This window comes from Bradyrhizobium sp. CCBAU 11386 (assembly GCF_028128955.1).
In the GTDB taxonomy this organism is placed as follows: Bacteria; Pseudomonadota; Alphaproteobacteria; order Rhizobiales; family Xanthobacteraceae; genus Bradyrhizobium.
Window position 1 is genome coordinate 46,498 of the sequence record NZ_LBKA01000238.1, and the last position, 17,772, is coordinate 64,269.

The following is a 17,772-nucleotide window of genomic DNA, read 5'->3' on the forward strand; positions in this document are numbered from 1 at the left end:
CCTCGTCAGGCCGGGGTGATGGAGACCGGCAGGCTGTCGAGCCCGCGCAGCGTGTTGTTGAAGCGGCGTTTCGGCTCGCCCGTGATCTCGATCTTCGCGATGCGCCGCGCCAGCGCCGTCAGCATCACCTCGCCTTCGAGGCGCGCGACGAGCTGGCCGACGCACATGTGGATGCCGGAGCCGAAGCCGACATGGCCGGACGAGCGGCGGGTGATGTCGTAGCTGTCGGGCTTGTCCCAGCGGCGCGGATCGCGATTGGCGGCGGCGAGGAACATCAGCACCTTCTCACCTTCGCCGATCGTCGCGCCTGACAGTTCGACCTCACGCGTGGTGGTGCGGAAGAAGGTCTGCACCGGGCTTTCGAAACGAACCGCTTCCTCGAAGGCGCTGCGCGCGAGCGTGAGATCGCCGCGCAGGCGCTGCCATTGATCCGGAAAGCGCGCGAGGCAATAGACGGCCGCGCCGATGCCATTGACGGTGGTGTCGAGACTGGCCGAGAGCAGCGAGCGCACCAGCAGCGGCGCTTCGGTGGCGGTGATGGCGCCCTCGTCGACCTGGGCATGAATGCAGGCGCCGAACCCGCCGGGCGCGAGGTTCTCGCGCTGGCATTGCTCGGCAACATAGGCCTGGTGGGGCGTCGACCGCGCGATCGCCTCCTGGCGCAGCTGGTTGGGCGGCCCGAACGCGTTGAACACGACGCTCGCATAGGGAATCAGATGCTCGCGTCCCTCGGATTTCAGCCCGAGCGCATCCGGGAAGATCGACAGCGGATAGGCCTCGGCGAGGTCGGTGATCGCATCGAAGCTGCGCCTTTCGATCAGCGCGTCCACCCGTTCCTCCGCCGCCGCGGCAAAGCGGTCGCGCACCTGCTTCATCACGGTCGGCGACAGCACCTTTGACAGCACGGCGCGGGTGCGCGTGTGCGCGGGCGGATCGGCCTCGAGGATCAGGCTCGGCGGCCGCCACGGCGTCTCCTTCTTGAAGTCGGAGAGGCCGACGCCACGGCTGGAGCAGAACGTCGCGGGATCGTTCAGCACGGCATGGACCTCGGCATAGCGCGCCACGCCATAGACGTTCCACTTGTCGAGATAGACCACCGGTCCCGCCTCCCGCAGCAGCTCGTGCGTCGGATAGGGGTCGGCAAAAAAATTCATGTCGAAGGGATCGACGTTGAGGTGCGGGACGCCTGATACGGCGGAGCCAAATGCGCTCATTGAAGTCCTCCCTCATTTTGATCTTGTGAAACGGCCGCGCTTGCCCTTAGGTCTTCGGGCACCTCACGAGTCAAAAGCCCGACATGCCGCCGTCTTCGACCAGAGCCCGCCAAAAGCCCGCGCCCGCCGAGACCGGGCCGACGCTCGATCTCGACCGTTACGTCCCGGCGTTCATCACCTTTATCGCCAACAAGCTCTCGAACAGCGCGACCGCGTTCTACCAGCGAGAGTTCGGCGTCAACGTCACGGAATGGCGGATCATGTCGCTGCTGGCGATCGAGCCCGGCATTCCCGCTTCGCGGATCTGCCACGTCATCGGCTTTGACAAGGGTCCGGTGAGCCGGACGCTGGCCGGCCTCGAGAAGCGCGGGCTGGTGTCGATCCGCACCGACCCGAATGACGGCCGCACCCATTCGATCGCGCTCACGGCGAGAGGCCGCGCCACCCATGACAAGGTGATCGTCGCGGCGTTCGAGCGCGAACGGCGCCTGCTGTCCTGCCTCAGCAAGGACGAGCGCGAGGTGCTGATCGATCTGCTCCGCCGGCTGCACGAAAATCTCGGCGCGGTGACGGACAGCAGCACGACCTGACGCACCGCGCGTGAAGCGCGCCGTATCGCCGCTTTCAGGCATGCGCCAGTATTTGCCCGCAGCACCAGTCCTGCCGAGCATTGTTTCCTCCGAGATCAGACGCGGCGGTTCCTCCACCGTCATCCCTGTCTGGAACGGTTCGCACAAATTAGTTGCTTAGGCAACAAAAGAATCAGGCAGGATATTGCGGCAGGTTGGCTGGCCTATTTAGCGAGCTGCCCGCCCCTATCTTCGTCATTGCGAGCGCAGCGAAGCTATCCAGAATCCCTCCGCGGAAAGACCCTGGATTGCTTCGCTGCGCTCGCAATGACGATGTGGAGAGAGCGCGACCTCACTCCGACTCGATCTGCCAATGGCTACAGACCGATCCACTCGCCCGCCGCATCATCATTCAACCGCGCCACCGCCTCGGCGCGGCGCGTCAGCACGGCGCGCTGGTTGATGTAGCCCTTGTCGGTGATCTCGCCGCCGTCCACCGACGGCGGCTCGGCAAGCAGCAGCGCACGCGTGGCGTGGCCGGAGGAATTGGCGCCCTGCTGCTTCAGCTTCGCAAGGCCCTGTGCGATTGCGGTCCTGACCTTGTCATGGGCCAGCACATCATTCACATCAGCCGTCTCGGGCAGACCGGCGTGCGTGCGGCACGCCGCGATGTTCGGGAACACCAGGAAGCGCACCTCGTCGCCGCCGTGACCGGCGACGACGATATCCTGCGCGAGCGGCGCCAGCGCGGCGATGCCGGCGAGGCGCAGCGTGCCGACACTGACCCAGGTGCCGGAATTGAGCTTGAAGTCTTCCGCGACACGGCCGTCGAAGAACAGGCCGCGCTCCGGCCGCGCGCTATCAGCAAGCTTCACCGCGTCCCCGATGAGATAGAAGCCCTCCTCGTCGAACGCCTGCCTGGTCAGCTCGGGCGCCTTCCAGTACCCCGGCGTGACGTTGGGGCCGCGCACGCGCACCTCCAGCTTGTCGCCGGAGGTGACGAGCTTCAACTCGGTGCCGGGTATCGGCACGCCGATATTGCCGGATCGTTCGGCGAGGAAATGGCAGTCGGTCGCCAGCGGCGAGGTTTCCGTCGAGCCCCAGGCCGACACCATCGGCAGTGGGCGGCCGACCGTCTGGATGGACAATTGTTCGAGCGCGTCCCAGAGATTCTGCGGCAGCGCGGCGCCGGCATAGAAGGCGAATTTCACCTCGCTGAAGAAGCGGCGGCGCAATTCCTCATCACCGCGCAATGCCGCGATCAGCATGTCGAAGCCACGCGGCACGTTGAAATAGACCGTGGGCATCACGCTTTTCAGGTTGGCAAGCGAGGTCGCGAACAGACCAGGCGCAGGCTTGCCGCCGTCGATATAGAGCGAGCCGCCGTTGCGCAGCACGAGGTTGAAATTGTGGTTGGCGCCGAAGGTGTGGCTCCAGGGCAGCCAGTCGAGAATGACGAGATCGCTGCTGGCGTGTCCGAGGAAGGTCCAGGTCTGCGCCTTGGCCTGCTGGCTGGAGGTCAGCATGCGCTGGGTGTTGATGACGGCTTTCGGCGTGCCGGTCGAGCCGGAGGTGAAGAGGAATTTTGCGATCGTGTCCGGCGTCACCGCGGCAAAGGCTCTTGCGACGTCGGCAATTTCGGGCGTTGCCGCAACGGTGCTGAAGGCGAGTGCGTCAGAGTCATCGCCTTTGCCGCTGATGATCTGCGCGCGGTGCAGCGGCTTGATCGCGGCCAGCGCCGCCGCGAACGGCTTCGTCGCGGCGACGTAGATCGCGCCCGGCTCGAGCAGCGCGATCATACTCTTCAGCTTGTCGAAATCCCTGGACATCAGCGAATAGGCCGGCGAGATCGCAGCGGAAGGCACGCCGACATGCTGCGCGGCAAGCGCGAGCAGCGCATGGTCGATACTGTTGTCGGAGAGGATCACGAGCGGGCGTTCCGCGCTGAGGTCTTGCGCCAGGATCCACGACGCCGCTCCACGCACCTGGCGCAATGCCTGCGCATAGGTGACGGTGGTCCATGGCGCTTCGACATTGCCGCGCTCGGCGAGGAAGATCGCATCGGGCGTCTGCCGCGCCCATTGCTCCAGCCAGTCGCCGATGCAGCGCGCACTGTCGCGCAACGGTTCGGGCGAGCGCAGCACGATGCTGCCGTCGGCGCGATGCTCGGCGATCGTCTTCGGCGCTGCGAACAGACTTGACGCGTCACCGCGTAAGGCGGCTGTCATGTGTTTCCTCCTCCGCCCGGACCGGGATCGGGCGCAGCCTCGTTCCGGACTGCTTTGGCCATAATGTTGGGCACGACAATTGTTGTCGTCAACAACAATCTTCCGCTCGAGCCATCGAGACGCTAGGCTCCCCCTCACCCGGATCGCATCTTGCGATGCGATCCGGCCTCTCCCCGCAAGTGGGGAGAGGCGAAGGGGACGCGGCGATGTTTGCGGAGACGATGCGTGGATAGAGCAATCGATCGAGAGACAGGCAGCCTGCCGCGCAAACGCGCCGGCAACGGCGCGGCGCGGCGGAACGACGCCGGCGAGATCGGGCTCGACGCGCTGGTCGGGCACGCCGGCTATGCGGTGCGGCGCTTCCAGATCTGGATCTTTCAGGACTTCATCAAGACGCTCGGCGGGGTCGACATCCGGCCGACGCAATATTCGGTGCTGACGGTGATCGGCGCCAATCCGGGCCTGTCGCAGATGGCGGTGGCCAAGCGCCTCGGCATCGAGCGCGCCCGGCTGGTGCATCTGCTCGACAGCCTCGAACAGCGCAAATACGTGAAACGGATCAAGTCGAAGGCGGACCGGCGCTCGCACGCGCTGCATCTCACCGCGCAGGGCGAGACGGCGCTGGCGAAGTTCAAGCGGCTCGCCGCCGAGCACGAGCGGCATGTCGAGGCGAAGATCGGCAAGGAGAACCGGGAGCGGCTGCTCCAGATCCTCGCTGGCTTCACCTGATCCAGGCCTGCCCAAAATTTGCGCAAATGCCCGGAACAAGGCGTTGGCGCGATGGCCCGCCCGGCCACCGAAATATCCCCCAACCTACTGATCTTCCGATAGTATCCGAAGCATCCGCGCTGCCCGGATTCTGTACACAATGGCACATCGCTTGCTTCGATCCGGGTGAAGACATGTTGCCGGAGTTTTGTCGCCATGAGGGCTGAAAATGGGGGCTGAGCAGCCTGAAACGATCGCCGCGATTGTGGCCGCGCATCGCGCGGGCACGCTCACGCCGGCACAGACGATCGCGCGCAGCTACCAGCGCATCCGCGACCACAACGATCCCGCCGTCTTCATCAGCCTGCGCGACGAGAAGGACGCGATCGCGGAGGCTGAAAAGCTTGCCGCGCGCGCGGATGCCGCCAGCCTGCCGCTCTACGGCATCCCGGTCGCAGTGAAGGACAATATCGACGCGCTGGGATTTCCGACCACGGCGGCCTGCCCGGCCTTCTCCTATACCCCGACCCATGACTCGACTGCCGTGGAGCGGTTGCGCGCCGCCGGCGCCATCATCATCGGCAAGACCAATCTCGACCAGTTCGCGACCGGCCTCGTCGGCGTGCGCTCGCCCTACGGCATTCCCAAAAATTCGATTCGCGAGGATCTGATTCCCGGCGGGTCGAGCTCGGGATCGGCCACCGCCGTCGGCGCCGGCCTCGTGCCGCTCACGCTCGGCACCGACACGGCCGGCAGCGGGCGCGTGCCGGCGATGCTGAACAACATCGTCGGGCTGAAGCCGAGCCTCGGCATGATCTCCACCGCGGGACTCGTGCCGGCCTGCCGCACGCTCGATTGCATCTCGGTCTTCGCCTTGACGGTGGACGATGCCGCGCTCGCGCTGTCGGTGATGGCGGGACCGGACCAGGCCGATCCGTTCTCGCGCGACCGGCCGCTTGGGGCGATCACGCCGTTTCCGGCAAATTTGCGCCTCGGCGTGCCGCGCAACGGGCAGCTGATCTTCTTCGGCGACAGGAAGGCGGAAGCAGCTTACGGCGAGGCGCTGAAGCGCTGGACCGCGCTCGGCGCAACGCTGGTCGAATTCGATCTCGAGCCGTTCTACGAGACGGCGCGGCTGCTCTATGAAGGGCCCTGGGTCGCCGAGCGCTATCTCGTGATCAAGAATCTGCTCGCCTCCGCACCCGACTCGATCCTTCCGGTGACGCGGGAGATCACCGCCGCCGGCGCGCGGCTGACGGCGGCAGATACCTTCTCCGCGCTCTATCGCCTGCAGGGCCTGCGCAAGATCGCCGAGCGCACCTTTGCCAATATCGACGCGCTGGTGCTGCCGACGGCGCCGACGGCGTATACGACCGCGCAGGTGCTGGCCAACCCGATCGAGCTCAACAGCCGGCTCGGCACCTACACCAATTTCGTCAACCTGCTCGACCTCTGCGGACTCGCCGTGCCGGCATCGATGCGCGCCGACGGCATCCCGTTTGGCATCACGCTGCTGGCGCCCGCAGGCCGCGATGCGCTGCTTGCGAGCATCGGCCGCGTGTTCCATGCGGATACCAAGCTGAGCGTCGGTGCAAAGGGCGTGGCGCAACCTGCGCTCACGCCGCCTGCCGCAAGCGGCATCGACGAGATCCCGATCGCCGTCGTCGGCGCGCATCTGTCCGGCATGGCGCTGAACGGCGAGTTGAAGGCGCTGAACGGAAAGCTGATCGAGGCGACCAGGACGGCGCTGGACTACAAGCTCTATGCGCTTCCGACCACGCCGCCGAAACCCGGCATGCTGCGCGTGGAAGCAGGCAAGGGTTCTGCGATTGAACTCGAGATCTGGTCACTGTCGTCGGCCGCGTTCGGCAAGTTCGTCAACGCGATTCCGGCGCCAATGGCGATCGGCACTGTTCGCTTGGCCGATGGCAGAAGCGTGAAGGGCTTTCTCGTCGAGCCGGAAGTGCTGGGCGAGGCGCGAGACATCACTGCCTATGGCGGCTGGCGGAAGTATATGGCGGAGGCTGCGACGGCGTGAATTCTACACCGTCGTCGTCCCGAACAAGCGCAGCGAAGCGGAGCGCCGATCCGGGACCCATACCCACAGGAAGTCGTTATGCGATGACTCGGAGTGGGAACTTTCCCTCACACTACTCCCTGTGGTTATGGGTCCCCGCCTTCGCGGGGACGACAGCGAGTGTGTGGCGACTGTCGTGCCCTACACCGACACCGCGTAGATCTCGTACTCCCCGCGCACCAGCTCGATATGCGCACGCATGGCGGCGGCGGCGCCCTGCTTGTCGCCGCGCATGATGGCGACGACGACGCGGTCGTGCTCGGCTTGCGATTTGGCGAGACGGCCGAGGTTGCGGAACTGGGCACGGCGGAACGGCTGCACGCGCACGCGCGTCGCCAGCGTGATCTCGGCGATATAGCCGTTCTGCGAGCCCGCATAGATCGCGTTGTGGAAGCGCTCGTTGACCTCGTGAAAACGATCGGGATTGCCGGTGTAGCTGAGGACACGCAGCTCTTCGTGGATCGCCTCCAGGCCGTGGCGCTCAGCGGCGGACATGCGCTCGGCGGCAAGGCCGGCGCACAGCGCCTCGAGCTCCGCCATCGCCTCGAACATGCTCTTCAGCCGTTCGATCGACGGCTGCGCCACCACCGCGCCGCGATGCGGCCGTGCCTCGACGAGGCCGCTCGCCACCAGCTGGCGCAGCGCCTCGCGCACCGGCGTGCGCGAGACGTTGAAACGCCGCGCGATGTCGGTCTCGTCCAGCGGCGAGCCGGGAGCCAGCGCTCCGCGCACGATCTCGTCGGCAAGCTGAAGTCGCAGCTCCTCGGCACGCGTGACCTTTTGCACCGACGGCAGTGCCCGGTCGACGCGCGGCACCACCGGCTCGGCCGGCAGTGTTCCCTGCGGAAGGTCGTCAAGCGTCATTCGATCAGGTCTCTTTCGACTCGTCGATGATGCTGACATGGGCGGCGACGACGCGCCAGCCCTCCGGGAAGCGAATCCAGGTCTGCATCTGCCGGCCGACCTTGCCGGGCGCCGTGTCGCGATAGAACAGGGTGGACGCCACGGCCGTGTCGCGGCCATAGCTGCTGATGACGGTCTTCGCGGTGCGACGGTTGAGGCCGACCGGCGAGCGGCCGGCGCGAAAGCCGGAGATCGCCTCATAGCCATAGAGGTTCTCGCCGATGCCGTAGCGCAGCGTGCGGGGATCGTTGCGGAACAGCTCGCCGAGCACGGCGACATCGTTGGTGACGAGGGCCTGCTCATAGCGATCGAACGCGGCTTTCACTTCCGCGATCACGTCGGGGAGGTCGATCTCCATCTCAGAATCCTCTCGGGGCAGGCGCGGATACGACGCCCATCCGTTCCAATGCATGCGCGACGCGCAGCGCGATGTCCTCGCGCCAGGGCGCGGCGATGATCTGCACGCCGATCGGCAGCGGCTCGAGCGGCACCGGCACGGCAACGACGGGTAGTCCGATGAAGGAGATCGGTTGGGTGTGGATGCCGATATTGGCGCGCACCGGCAATTCGACGCCGTCGAGATTGAAGTTCACCTGCCCCAGCTTCGGCGCGGTGCACGGCGTTGCCGGTGCGAGCAGCACGTCGACCGACTTGAAGATCTCGGAAAACTGCGCGCGATACCAGCGGCGGAATTTCTGCGCGCGGTCCACCAGCGGCGCCGGCACCATGGCGCCCGCGATCAGCCGGTCGCGCACGGCGGGATCGAAATCGTTCGGGCGCTTGCGCAGGCGATCGAGATGCAGCGAGGCGCCTTCCGTGGTGGAGATGACGTAAGCCGCCGCGCGGGCGCGGGCGGCTTCGGGCACCTCGACGATTTGCGTCGCGCCGAGCGCCCTGGCGACGCGGCCGACGGCTTCGACCGCCTCGGGAAACACGTTCTTCTGGAAGTAACCGCCGGCGATCGCGATGCGCAGGTCCGAAACCGGATTGGCGAGCAGCGGCACCGTCGGCTCCAGACCGCGTGTGGTGCAGGCGGCATCGTCGGCATCCGGCCCCTGCATCGCGTCGTAGGCGAGCGCGAGATCGGTGACGGAGCGCGCGAACGGACCGAGATGATCGAAGCTCGCGACGAACGGAAACGACCGCGCGCGCGACAGCCGGCCATAGGTCGGCTTCAAACCAAAAATGCCGCAGAACGAGGACGGCACGCGGATGGAGCCGTTGGTGTCCGAGCCCAGCGCGACCGGCACCAGCGCGCCGCCGACGGCGCTCCCCGAACCGCCGGACGAGCCGCCGCTCATCCGCGTCGTGTCGTGCGGATTGCGCGAGGGACCGTCATGGACGTTCTCGCCGGTGAAGTCGTAGGCGTATTCGCCCATGTTGAGCGCGCCGACCAGAACCGCGCCGGCCGCTTCCATCCGCTCGATCAAGGTGGCATCGCGCCTGGCGGGCGCGAGATCGCGGTTGATCTTCGAGCCGGCACGCGTCGGCAGGCCCGCGACGTCGAACAGGTTCTTCACCGCGAAGGGCACACCGGCGAGCGGGCCGACCTCCTTGCCGGCGGCAATGTCGGCGTCGATCGCACGCGCCTTGGCGCGGGCGCGCTCGGCGGTGACGTCGGTGAAGGAATTGAGGATGGTGTCGTGCTGCTTGATGCGCGCAAGCGCGGCTTCGGTGGCAGCGAGGGCGGACATCTTGCCGCCCGCCACCGCCTTGGCGATATCGGCAGCACTCATCTCTGGCTTGGTGGTCATGGCGACGTCAGACGGTGAAGATCGGCGCCGGCTCGGTCTCGTCCGGCAGCGCGAATTCGTCGACGAGGCGGCCGAGCCGCAGCGAGACTTCGAGATTGGCGCGAACCGCCGGCCTCCAGGCCTCCTCGACCGGCAGTGCCAGCGCCTTGGAAACAGCGTCGATATAGTCGTCCAGCGGCTCGGCCATCACGCTCCCAAACAATCTCAATGCACCGGCAACGGCGGATGCGGGATCGCCGTCAGCAGCTCCTTGGTGTAGTCGTCCTGCGGATCGCTCAAGACCTGCTCGGAAGAGCCTTCCTCGACGATTCGACCCGTCCGCATCACAATGACACGATCGCACAACAAGCGCACTACGTTCAAATCATGCGAGACGAACAGATAGCTCATACCTAGCCGCGCCTTGAGGTCCTGGAGCAGGTTGAGGACCACGGCCTGGACCGAGACGTCGAGCGCCGCGGTCGGCTCGTCGAGAATGACGAGTTTCGGATGCAGGGCAATGGCACGGGCGATGCCGACGCGGGCCTTCTGGCCCCCGGACAATTGGTGCGGGAAGCGGTCGAGCAGATTGTGCGGCAGGCCGACCATGGTGGCCAGCTCCTCGCAGCGGGCGCGGAGCGCGTCACGGCCCCTGACGTCGCCGAGCTGCATGATCGGGTCGGCGATGGCGCGCGCGGCGGTGAAGCGCGGGTTGAGGCTGTCGGTCGGGTCCTGGAACACCATCTGGATGCGGCTGCGCTGGGGCAGCCGGGCAAACGAGGCGGGCGCGATGCCGCCGATGTCCTCGCCGTCGAACTGGATCAGGCCGGAGGTCTGGTCCAGCAGGCGCATCACCATCATCGAGGTGGTCGATTTGCCGCAGCCGGATTCGCCGACGAGGCCGACGCTCTCGCCATGGCCGATCGAGAAGCTGATGCCGTCGACGGCGCGGAACACATCCGGCTCCGGCGCCGGCTTGCGGCCGAACAGTTTTCCGAGCACGGCGGTGGCGCCCTGGCGGGGATACTCCTTGACCAGCTTATCGATGAGGAGAAGGGGTTTCGAAGTCTCGTCACCCCCGGGCTTGACCCGGGGGTCCATCGATTGAGACGAGTCTTGCGAAGCGTGATGGATGGCCGGGTCAGGCCCGGCCATGACGGCTGCGGATTGGGAAGCCCCCTCCTCCTCCGGCAGCAGATCCCGCAAGCTCACGCCGAGCCGCGGCGTCGCTCGCATCAGCTTCTTGGTGTAGGGATGCTGCGGATTGGCGAAGATGTCGGCGGCTTTCGCGGTCTCGACCACCCGGCCCTTCTCCATCACCACGACGCGGTCGCAATAGGCTGCCGCGAGACCGAGATCGTGGGTGATCAGGATGGTCGACATCGCGCGGCGCTTGGTCAGCTCGACGATCAGGTCCATCACCGCCTTCTGCGTGGTGACGTCGAGGCCGGTGGTCGGCTCGTCCGCGATCAGCAGTTGCGGGTTGCAGGCCAGCGCGAGCGCGATGACGACGCGCTGGCACATGCCGCCGGACAGTTCGAACGGATAGGCGTGGTAGCGCTCGCGCGGACGGGCGATCTTGACCTGCTCCAGCGCCTCGATCGCCTTTTCTCCGTGGTCCGAAACCATCGCCTGCTGCACATGGGTGCGCAGCACGTCCTCGATCTGGTCGCCCACCTTGCGGATCGGGTTCAGTGCCGCACGCGGGTTCTGGAAGATCATCGAGACTTCGCGGCCGCGCAGATCGCGCATCTGGTCTTCCGATGCCGCCTTCACGTCGATACCCGAGAAAATCACCGAGCCCTCGGCGATCCGCCCCGCCCGGTCGAGGATGCGCATCACCGCGTAGGAGGTCACCGACTTGCCGGAGCCGGACTCGCCGACGATTGCGAGCGTCTCGCCCTTGGCGACGGAGATGTTGACGTGCTGCACCGCTTTCACGATGCCGCGGCGGGTGGTGAATTCGACCGTGAGGTCCTGGACGTCGAGCAGGGGCTGGGCGGTCATGAGGGCCTCCCGATCAAAAATGGCGAAAACAACCCCATGCACAGTAGAATGGCATTGGAATCATTGGAGAATTTCAGCGGGAAATTTGCGTGTGAGGCGGGCACACCTCTCTCGCTCCCTCCCCCCTTGCGGGGGAGGGTTGGGGAGGGGGGTGGCCCCAAGCAAGGTCGGAGTTCGTGGCTACCCCCCTCCCTGCCCCTCCCCCGCAAGGGGGGAGGGAATGAGAGGATGGTGCCCTCCTCACATGTGAGCTGCGCGCTCCGCTGCTCGCAATCGACGCAAACCATCGCTCACGTCCTCCGCTGCGGGTCGACGATGTCGCGCAGGCCGTCGCCGAGGAGGTTGAAGCAGAACACGGCGATCATCAAAGCAAGGCCCGGGAACAGCGCGATCCACCATTCGCCTGACACCATGAAGCCGGCGCCTTCCGCGACCATGATGCCCCATTCGGCGGTCGGCGGACGGACGCCGAGGCCGATGAAGGACAGGCCGGCGGCGTTGAGGATGGCGTAGCCCATGGTCAGCGACATCTGCACGATCATGATCGGCATGATGTTGGGCAGGATATGCACCAGCAGGATGCGGAATTCGCCGTTGCCCGACAGCCGCGCCGCCTGCACGAAGCCGGCATTGCGGCGGACGTTGGCCTCCGCACGCGCGACGCGCGCATAGAGCGGGAAGTTCACGATGGCGGTGGCCAGAATGATGTTCTGCACGGTGTTGCCGAGCGCGGCGACGATGCCCATCGCGAGCACGAACAGCGGGAAGGCCATGATGGTGTCGGCGATGCGGCCGACGATGCGATCGGTCCAGCCGCCGAAATAGCCCGCCGCAATGCCGGCGAGGCCGCCCATCAGAAACACCAGCACGACGGAAGCGATCGCGATGAAGGTATCGAGGCGCGTCGCGACGACGACGCGGCTGAAGATGTCGCGGCCGAGCTGATCGGTCCCGAACCAGTGTGCGGCCGAGGGCGGCTTCAGCGCCGCCGCGGTATCGGAGGCAAGCGGATCATACGGCACCACATAGGGACCGAAGATCGCGGCAATGAGGATCACGATCAGCAGCGCGAAAGCGAAGCCCGTGACCTTGTTCTCGCCGAGAACGTAGCGGGTCTGTTCGAGGATTGCGACGAGTCCCGAGGTGCGTGCAGGACCAACGGGTTCAACAGCAGGCGCAACGGAGCTCATGATTTAGCCCTCCAACCTGACGCGCGGATCGATTACGCCGTACAAAATGTCGATCACGAGATTGAGCAGCACGTACATGACCGCCATGGTCAGCACGAAACCCTGCACCGGCGCGAAGTCCGACGAGATCAGCGCTTCCACCGCATAGGAGCCGATACCAGGCCAGGCGAACACTTTTTCCACCAGCACGTTGGCACCGAGCAGGAACGAGAACACCATGCTGAGCGTGGTGATCACAGGCAGCATCGCGTTGCGGAAGGCGTAGGTGACGATGACGGTGGCCGGAGACAGGCCGCTGGCGCGCGCGGTGCGGACAAATTCGGAAGCGAGCACCGCGAGCATCGAGGCGCGCGTCATGCGCGCGATCGGGGCCAACGAGAAGATCGCGAGCGTCGTCGCCGGCAAGATGAGCTGGCTCAGCGCCGAGCGGAACGCCTCCAAGTCGCGCGCGATCAGCGTGTCGATCAGATAGAAGCCGGTCACCGTCGGCGGCGCGCTGTAGAACACGTCGAGGCGACCGAGCGGCGCCGGCGACCAGCCGAGCCGGAAATAGAAGACGTAAACGAGAACGAGGCCGGTGAAGAACACCGGCAGCGACACGCCGGCCGTGGTCGTGACCCGACAGAGGTGATCGACCCATGATCCCGGCCGCGTTGCCGCCAGCACGCCGAGCGGAATGGCGATGACGACCGAGACGATGAGGCCGAGCAGCGTCAGTTCGGCGGACGCCGGCAGGCGGTTGCGGATCTCGGCCGCGACCGGCTGGCCCGTGGTGAGCGAGTTGCCGAAATCGCCATGGGCGAGGTCGTTGGTGTAGCGGAAGAACTGCTCGATCAGCGGCCGGTCGAGGCCGAGTTTTTTCCGGATCTGCTCGACGGCCTCCTTCGTCGCCGCGGGACCGGCGAAATACGCGGCGGGATCGCCCGGCAGCGCGCGCGTCAGCAGGAAGGTGACGATGACGACGCCGATGAGCGAGGGGATCGCGAACATCAGGCGCTTGCCGATCATTGTTAACATGCAGCGGATCCCTTGATCTGCACCGGCCACGCGAATGGCGAATAGCGAATGGCGAATGGATGAAGGCCGCGATGTTTGATCACCATTCGCTACTCCCTATTCGCCATTCGCCAGCCCGCCACTCCCTACTCGCCTATCTCACCCCTTCGCCATCGCGCGGTAATCGAGGCGGCGGTGGAACCAGTATTGGTAGCCGCTGATGTTCTTCTGCATCGCGACGTTGACGAAGGGCTGGTACAGCGGGATGCGCGGGACGTCGGCGTAGGCGAGATCGACGAAGCCCTTCACGTCGGTGTCGTAGGTCGCGGTGTCGCCGCTTGCGGCCGCAACGCGCGCGCCGTCGATCAGCTTGTCCATCTCCGCTGACTTGTAGCTCATGGTGTTGAAGACGGAATTGTTGCCGTGATAGCACCAGTAGAAGAAGTACTCGGGGTAATCGAGCCAGCCCGAGAACACGTTGGTGAAGAGCGGCATCTCCTTCTTGTTCAATTCGGTGCGCCAGTTGGCGCCGGGCACCTTGTTGATGGTGGTCTTGATGCCGAGCTGGGCGAGTGATTCCTGCACCAGCACGCAGAGCGGCTCGTTGACGCCGGCGAAATTGAGGTCGAACGAGATCGTGGTCTCGAAGCCGTTGGCGTAGCCGGCCTCGGCGAGAAGCGCCTTCGCCTTCTCCATGTCGGTGTTGTATTTGTGCTGCTGCGGCCAGGCGACTTCCGTCGGCTTGTCCTTGGCGGCGCCGAACATGGGATTGCCGAGCCCGAACAGCACCGCGTCCATGATCTTCTGGTAGGGCAGCGCATAGGCGATGGCCTGCCGCACCTTGACGTTGTCGAACGGCGGCTTGGTGACGTTCATGCCGATATACTGGATGCCGTTGGAGAACGGCAGCGACACCACGTTGAGCTTGCCGCTCGCCTTCATCTCCTGGAAATCCTTGAACGGCAGCTCGTAGGAGATGTCGGCGTCGCCGCGCTCCAAGAGCGCACGGCGGTTGCCGGCCTGCGGCACCATGCGCCAGATCACGCGCTTGATCTTCGGCAAGGGACCGCCGACCCAATCCTCGTTGCGCTCCATGATGACTTCGGTGCCCGCGGTCCACTTCGTCACCTTGTAGGCGCCGGAGCCCGCGGTCTGCTGTTTCGTATATTCGAGACCCCAGGGGTCCTTCTCGCTGGCGTTCTTCTTCACCAACTCGGAATTGACGATGCAGGGCACGATGACGGCGAGGTCGGGAATCGTCAGCCTGTCCTTCTTGGCGAAATCGACCCGCACCGTTGCGTCGTCGACCACGACGAACTGCTCGGGCTTGGTCAGCGAGCCCGCGCTCATCTGGAAGGTCGGGAAGCCGCCGACGCTGACGGCGCGGTCGAGCGACCACTTCACGTCCTTGGCGGTGACAGGCGCGCCGTCGTGGAATTTGGCGTTCTTCTTCAGCTTGAAGGTGACCGACATGTCGCCGATCTTCATGTCCTCGGCGAGCTCGCCCTTGAACTTGTCGCGGTCGTAATAGGGCACGCCGCCGGGACCGCTCTTCATCTCGTGGCTGATCAGGCGGTCGTAGCAATTCCAGGACACCTCATAGCCGGGCACGTTGGTGCCGACGCCGTGGATGTCGAGATTGTTGGGGCCGCCTTCGGAGACGATCAGGAGCGTCTCCGAACGCGCATCAGCCTTGGCCGAGGAGATCACCGACGGCATGGCCGGAAGCGCCGCGCCAGCGGCCAATCCGGAAACGGACTTGAGGAAATCGCGGCGCTTCATGAAATCGCTCCAACACAAAAGTTTCTGGTTGGAACTGGATTCGCAAGGTTCGTGCCAGAGCTTAACGGGAGCTTATTAAGCGACTAGTATATTGTAATTACAAATGAATATAGCTCTATGCCTAACCGTCGACAGAAGCCCAGATCGAAGGCATTGCATACAAAGATACACATTTGCTCAAAAAATAAACTAAGCAGGATGCCAGCCTATTTGGTGAGCGCTACTGGCAGAAGTCCTCGTTGTTGACCCGCAGGCAGCGTGGCGCCGCGACCGTCTTCTGCCTGGCGCAGCCGTCCTGGCTGTCGACCTTCTTTAGCGCGCGTAGCGCTGCCATGGTCGGCCGGTACCAGAGGAAGCGCTCGTCGGAGAGCTGCGAGGCGCGGCGCAGGCCCTGGATGGTGGCAGTGTCGAACGTCCCGCCCTGCTCCCCGGCGAAACAATCGAGCCGCGCCAGTTGCGCCTGAATCAGCTGCACCAGTTCGCGGCCCTCATAGATCGGCCCGGCGCTGTCGAGCACCGTGATCTCGCGCAGGCGTGAGGCCGCACCGCGCGCCTCGTCAGCCTCGGGCGTGTCCGGAAACAGCGCGGCGACAAGGTCATAAGCTTCGGGCGTGCGCGTCTGCCGCGCGCGATCGAGCACCAGTGAGGCGGCGGCGGGCCCGCCGGTGGACGCACCCTTTCTCAATGCGGCGGCGGCCGCGCGCGCCTCGATGGCTTCCGGGCTCGCCGGGAAGCGGTCGATCAGGAGATCGTAGAGCGCGACATTGCCCGTCTCCTTTGCGGCGGCGAGCAATTGCGCGGCCTGGCTTGGCGGGGGCGGCGGCGGCACGAAGAAGAAGTCGAGTTCGAGCGAGGTGGACTCCCAGGGGATCTGCTGCTCGCCGGTGGCAAGCCGCACCTGACGGCGCACGCTCTTGAAGACGTCCTCCAGCCGCTCGCCAGGTACGATCATCGCTTCCGCGAGCGCCCTGGTGTAGGGACTGTGGCCGTCCTCGCCGTCGAATGCGGTCTTTCCCGAGCCGGTGGCTGACGCAATGAACACGCCGTAGACGGCGCCCATCGGCACCAGCCCGGCCGCACTTGCAGCGACAGCAGGCGGAAACGGATTGTCGCGGCAGGCATCGACGATGAGGATGTTGAGCGCATTTCCCGCGCTCGACAGGCGATCGGCGACGCGCTTGACACTGAGGGATTGCGGCACGATATCGGCGCGCTTCTTGATGTCGGCATTGACGGGCACGAGGTAGTTGGCACCGTCGTTCTCGACGCCGTGGCCTGCATAATAGAGCACGGCGACGGTCGAGGGACCGCGCGCCTTCACCTTCTGCGCAAACTCCTCGACGTCCTGCGAAAGGCTTTTCAGGTCGCGGTCGGCAACTGAAGTGACCTCGAAGCCGGTCTGGCGCAGCCTGTCCGCGATCAGCCCGGCATCGCGCCCGGGATTGGCGAGCGTGCCGAGCTTGGCGTAATGCGCATTGCCAATCACCAGCGCCAGCCGCGGGGCCGAATCGGCCACCGGCTTGCGCGTCTCCGACGCGGCACGAGCGGGGCTCACGTCGGCAGCGGCCAGCACCGCGAAAGCGATAGCAACCAAGATCGCAAGACCACTTCTTCGCATCTGCACCATCACACCGTCATCCGCACCGGACGTTACGCAAATGCTGTTAACCTGTCATGTTGGGCGGCGACCGCAGGCTTCATCAAATTGACGAGTGACCTGCGCAACATCTAAGATTGAACTTTCAAAAATCGATTTCACCCTCCATGCCCCGTCAAAATCCCCGCTCGATATCCCGACCGGTCCTGTGCCTGCTCGCGATGGCTGTTGCGCCGGCGGTCCTGCCCGCGCCGGCATCGGCGGGCGTGCTGAGCGGGCGCGAATTCCAGAACCTGATCGCGGGCGGGCCTGAAGGCACGACCATCGTGTTTCAGGGCGGCACCGACAAGATCTTCTATTCGCCGAGCCTGAAGAACCGGCTACGCCAGAGCGGCGAGCTCGGCCCTGATTTCCTCAAGCAGAAGATCCTCCAGAACACGGTGACCGAAGGCACCTTCATCGGCGCAACGATCGAGGGCGGCAAATGGCGCGCCATTTCGGGGATTGCGGGCATCGCCGCAGATGCCGACAGCGGCCACGGCATACTCACGCTGCTCCAGACCTTTCCCGAGGATACCAGCATCAAGGCGTTCCAGAAGCGCGACCGGCTCTATGCCGTTGTCATCGTCGAGGACGCGCCCAGCGGGGTCGTGTGCCGCAGATCACAGTGGGAGCGTTTGTTCGCGCTTAAGGGTGAACCAAGGCTGACGACGGTGCCGTGCGAATTCACGGTAGGCAACGCGGTGACGCCAACAGCGCCGCGATAGG

The 17,772-nt window shown here is 65.4% G+C and carries 15 protein-coding genes; 4 read left to right on the forward strand and 11 right to left on the reverse strand.

The annotated features are described in order from the left end of the window. Window positions 1–5 precede the first annotated feature (5 nt). The gene (locus XI09_RS25465; protein ID WP_271569293.1) at window positions 6–1,214 is read right to left on the reverse strand and encodes a cytochrome P450; all 1,209 of its coding nucleotides are present in this window, start codon (window positions 1,212–1,214) and stop codon (window positions 6–8) included. Window positions 1,215–1,297: 83 nt separating this feature from the next. Here XI09_RS25465 and XI09_RS25470 point away from each other — a divergent pair, with 83 nt between their 5' ends. Then, window positions 1,298–1,804, forward strand: coding sequence for a MarR family winged helix-turn-helix transcriptional regulator (locus XI09_RS25470; protein WP_092186320.1), 507 nt, complete (start codon window positions 1,298–1,300; stop codon window positions 1,802–1,804). A 356-nt stretch (window positions 1,805–2,160) separates the two neighbouring features. Here XI09_RS25470 and XI09_RS25475 read toward each other — a convergent pair whose 3' ends face one another. Further along, window positions 2,161–4,011: a feruloyl-CoA synthase gene (locus XI09_RS25475; RefSeq protein ID WP_271569294.1), complete on the reverse strand. Its 1,851-nt coding sequence runs from the start codon at window positions 4,009–4,011 to the stop codon at window positions 2,161–2,163. 225 nt (window positions 4,012–4,236) lie between these two features. On the opposite strand from XI09_RS25475, the gene XI09_RS25480 reads away from it, so the two are divergent. Then, window positions 4,237–4,740: a MarR family winged helix-turn-helix transcriptional regulator gene (locus tag XI09_RS25480; protein WP_271569295.1), complete on the forward strand. Its 504-nt coding sequence runs from the start codon at window positions 4,237–4,239 to the stop codon at window positions 4,738–4,740. Between the two features lie 208 nt (window positions 4,741–4,948). Continuing rightward, window positions 4,949–6,757, forward strand: a complete 1,809-nt coding sequence (atzF, locus tag XI09_RS25485) for an allophanate hydrolase (RefSeq protein ID WP_271569296.1) — start codon at window positions 4,949–4,951, stop codon at window positions 6,755–6,757. 180 nt (window positions 6,758–6,937) lie between these two features. On the opposite strand, the gene XI09_RS25490 is transcribed toward atzF, so the two are convergent. The 9 genes from XI09_RS25490 to XI09_RS25530 form a co-directional block, all read right to left on the reverse strand. Further along, complete coding sequence (locus tag XI09_RS25490) at window positions 6,938–7,660, reverse strand: GntR family transcriptional regulator (protein WP_028172700.1); 723 nt, start codon at window positions 7,658–7,660, stop codon at window positions 6,938–6,940. A gap of 4 nt (window positions 7,661–7,664) precedes the next feature. Next, window positions 7,665–8,057, reverse strand: coding sequence for an oxalurate catabolism protein HpxZ (gene hpxZ, locus XI09_RS25495; protein WP_025576623.1), 393 nt, complete (start codon window positions 8,055–8,057; stop codon window positions 7,665–7,667). Window position 8,058: 1 nt separating this feature from the next. Continuing rightward, complete coding sequence (locus XI09_RS25500) at window positions 8,059–9,453, reverse strand: AtzE family amidohydrolase (RefSeq protein WP_271569297.1); 1,395 nt, start codon at window positions 9,451–9,453, stop codon at window positions 8,059–8,061. 7 nt (window positions 9,454–9,460) lie between these two features. After that, window positions 9,461–9,640: a DUF4089 domain-containing protein gene (locus XI09_RS25505; RefSeq protein WP_028148078.1), complete on the reverse strand. Its 180-nt coding sequence runs from the start codon at window positions 9,638–9,640 to the stop codon at window positions 9,461–9,463. 17 nt (window positions 9,641–9,657) lie between these two features. Continuing rightward, window positions 9,658–11,439, reverse strand: a complete 1,782-nt coding sequence (locus XI09_RS25510) for a dipeptide ABC transporter ATP-binding protein (protein ID WP_271569298.1) — start codon at window positions 11,437–11,439, stop codon at window positions 9,658–9,660. Window positions 11,440–11,729: 290 nt separating this feature from the next. Continuing rightward, the gene (locus XI09_RS25515; protein ID WP_271569299.1) at window positions 11,730–12,629 is read right to left on the reverse strand and encodes an ABC transporter permease; all 900 of its coding nucleotides are present in this window, start codon (window positions 12,627–12,629) and stop codon (window positions 11,730–11,732) included. A 3-nt stretch (window positions 12,630–12,632) separates the two neighbouring features. Beyond that, window positions 12,633–13,646, reverse strand: a complete 1,014-nt coding sequence (locus XI09_RS25520; RefSeq protein WP_271569300.1) for an ABC transporter permease — start codon at window positions 13,644–13,646, stop codon at window positions 12,633–12,635. Between the two features lie 138 nt (window positions 13,647–13,784). Beyond that, window positions 13,785–15,407 (reverse strand): ABC transporter substrate-binding protein, encoded by a 1,623-nt coding sequence (locus XI09_RS25525; RefSeq protein ID WP_271569301.1) that lies wholly within the window; start codon window positions 15,405–15,407, stop codon window positions 13,785–13,787. 220 nt (window positions 15,408–15,627) lie between these two features. Next, the gene (locus tag XI09_RS25530; protein WP_271569302.1) at window positions 15,628–17,001 is read right to left on the reverse strand and encodes a caspase family protein; all 1,374 of its coding nucleotides are present in this window, start codon (window positions 16,999–17,001) and stop codon (window positions 15,628–15,630) included. 224 nt (window positions 17,002–17,225) lie between these two features. Here XI09_RS25530 and XI09_RS25535 point away from each other — a divergent pair, with 224 nt between their 5' ends. After that, window positions 17,226–17,771, forward strand: coding sequence for a hypothetical protein (locus XI09_RS25535; RefSeq protein ID WP_271569303.1), 546 nt, complete (start codon window positions 17,226–17,228; stop codon window positions 17,769–17,771). Window position 17,772 lies beyond the last annotated feature (1 nt).

Bases quoted from the DNA above. Each gene is read 5' to 3' on its own strand.
- XI09_RS25525 (WP_271569301.1), bottom strand. From the start codon at position 15,407: ATGAAGCGCCGCGATTTCCTCAAGTCCGTTTCCGGATTGGCCGCTGGC.
- XI09_RS25500 (WP_271569297.1), bottom strand. From the start codon at position 9,453: ATGACCACCAAGCCAGAGATGAGTGCTGCCGATATCGCCAAGGCGGTG.
- XI09_RS25470 (WP_092186320.1), top strand. From the start codon at position 1,298: ATGCCGCCGTCTTCGACCAGAGCCCGCCAAAAGCCCGCGCCCGCCGAG.
- XI09_RS25475 (WP_271569294.1), bottom strand. From the start codon at position 4,011: ATGACAGCCGCCTTACGCGGTGACGCGTCAAGTCTGTTCGCAGCGCCG.
- XI09_RS25465 (WP_271569293.1), bottom strand. From the start codon at position 1,214: ATGAGCGCATTTGGCTCCGCCGTATCAGGCGTCCCGCACCTCAACGTC.
- XI09_RS25490 (WP_028172700.1), bottom strand. From the start codon at position 7,660: ATGACGCTTGACGACCTTCCGCAGGGAACACTGCCGGCCGAGCCGGTG.
- XI09_RS25510 (WP_271569298.1), bottom strand. From the start codon at position 11,439: ATGACCGCCCAGCCCCTGCTCGACGTCCAGGACCTCACGGTCGAATTC.
- XI09_RS25505 (WP_028148078.1), bottom strand. From the start codon at position 9,640: ATGGCCGAGCCGCTGGACGACTATATCGACGCTGTTTCCAAGGCGCTG.
- XI09_RS25535 (WP_271569303.1), top strand. From the start codon at position 17,226: ATGGCTGTTGCGCCGGCGGTCCTGCCCGCGCCGGCATCGGCGGGCGTG.
- XI09_RS25520 (WP_271569300.1), bottom strand. From the start codon at position 13,646: ATGTTAACAATGATCGGCAAGCGCCTGATGTTCGCGATCCCCTCGCTC.
- hpxZ (WP_025576623.1), bottom strand. From the start codon at position 8,057: ATGGAGATCGACCTCCCCGACGTGATCGCGGAAGTGAAAGCCGCGTTC.
- XI09_RS25515 (WP_271569299.1), bottom strand. From the start codon at position 12,629: ATGAGCTCCGTTGCGCCTGCTGTTGAACCCGTTGGTCCTGCACGCACC.
- atzF (WP_271569296.1), top strand. From the start codon at position 4,949: ATGGGGGCTGAGCAGCCTGAAACGATCGCCGCGATTGTGGCCGCGCAT.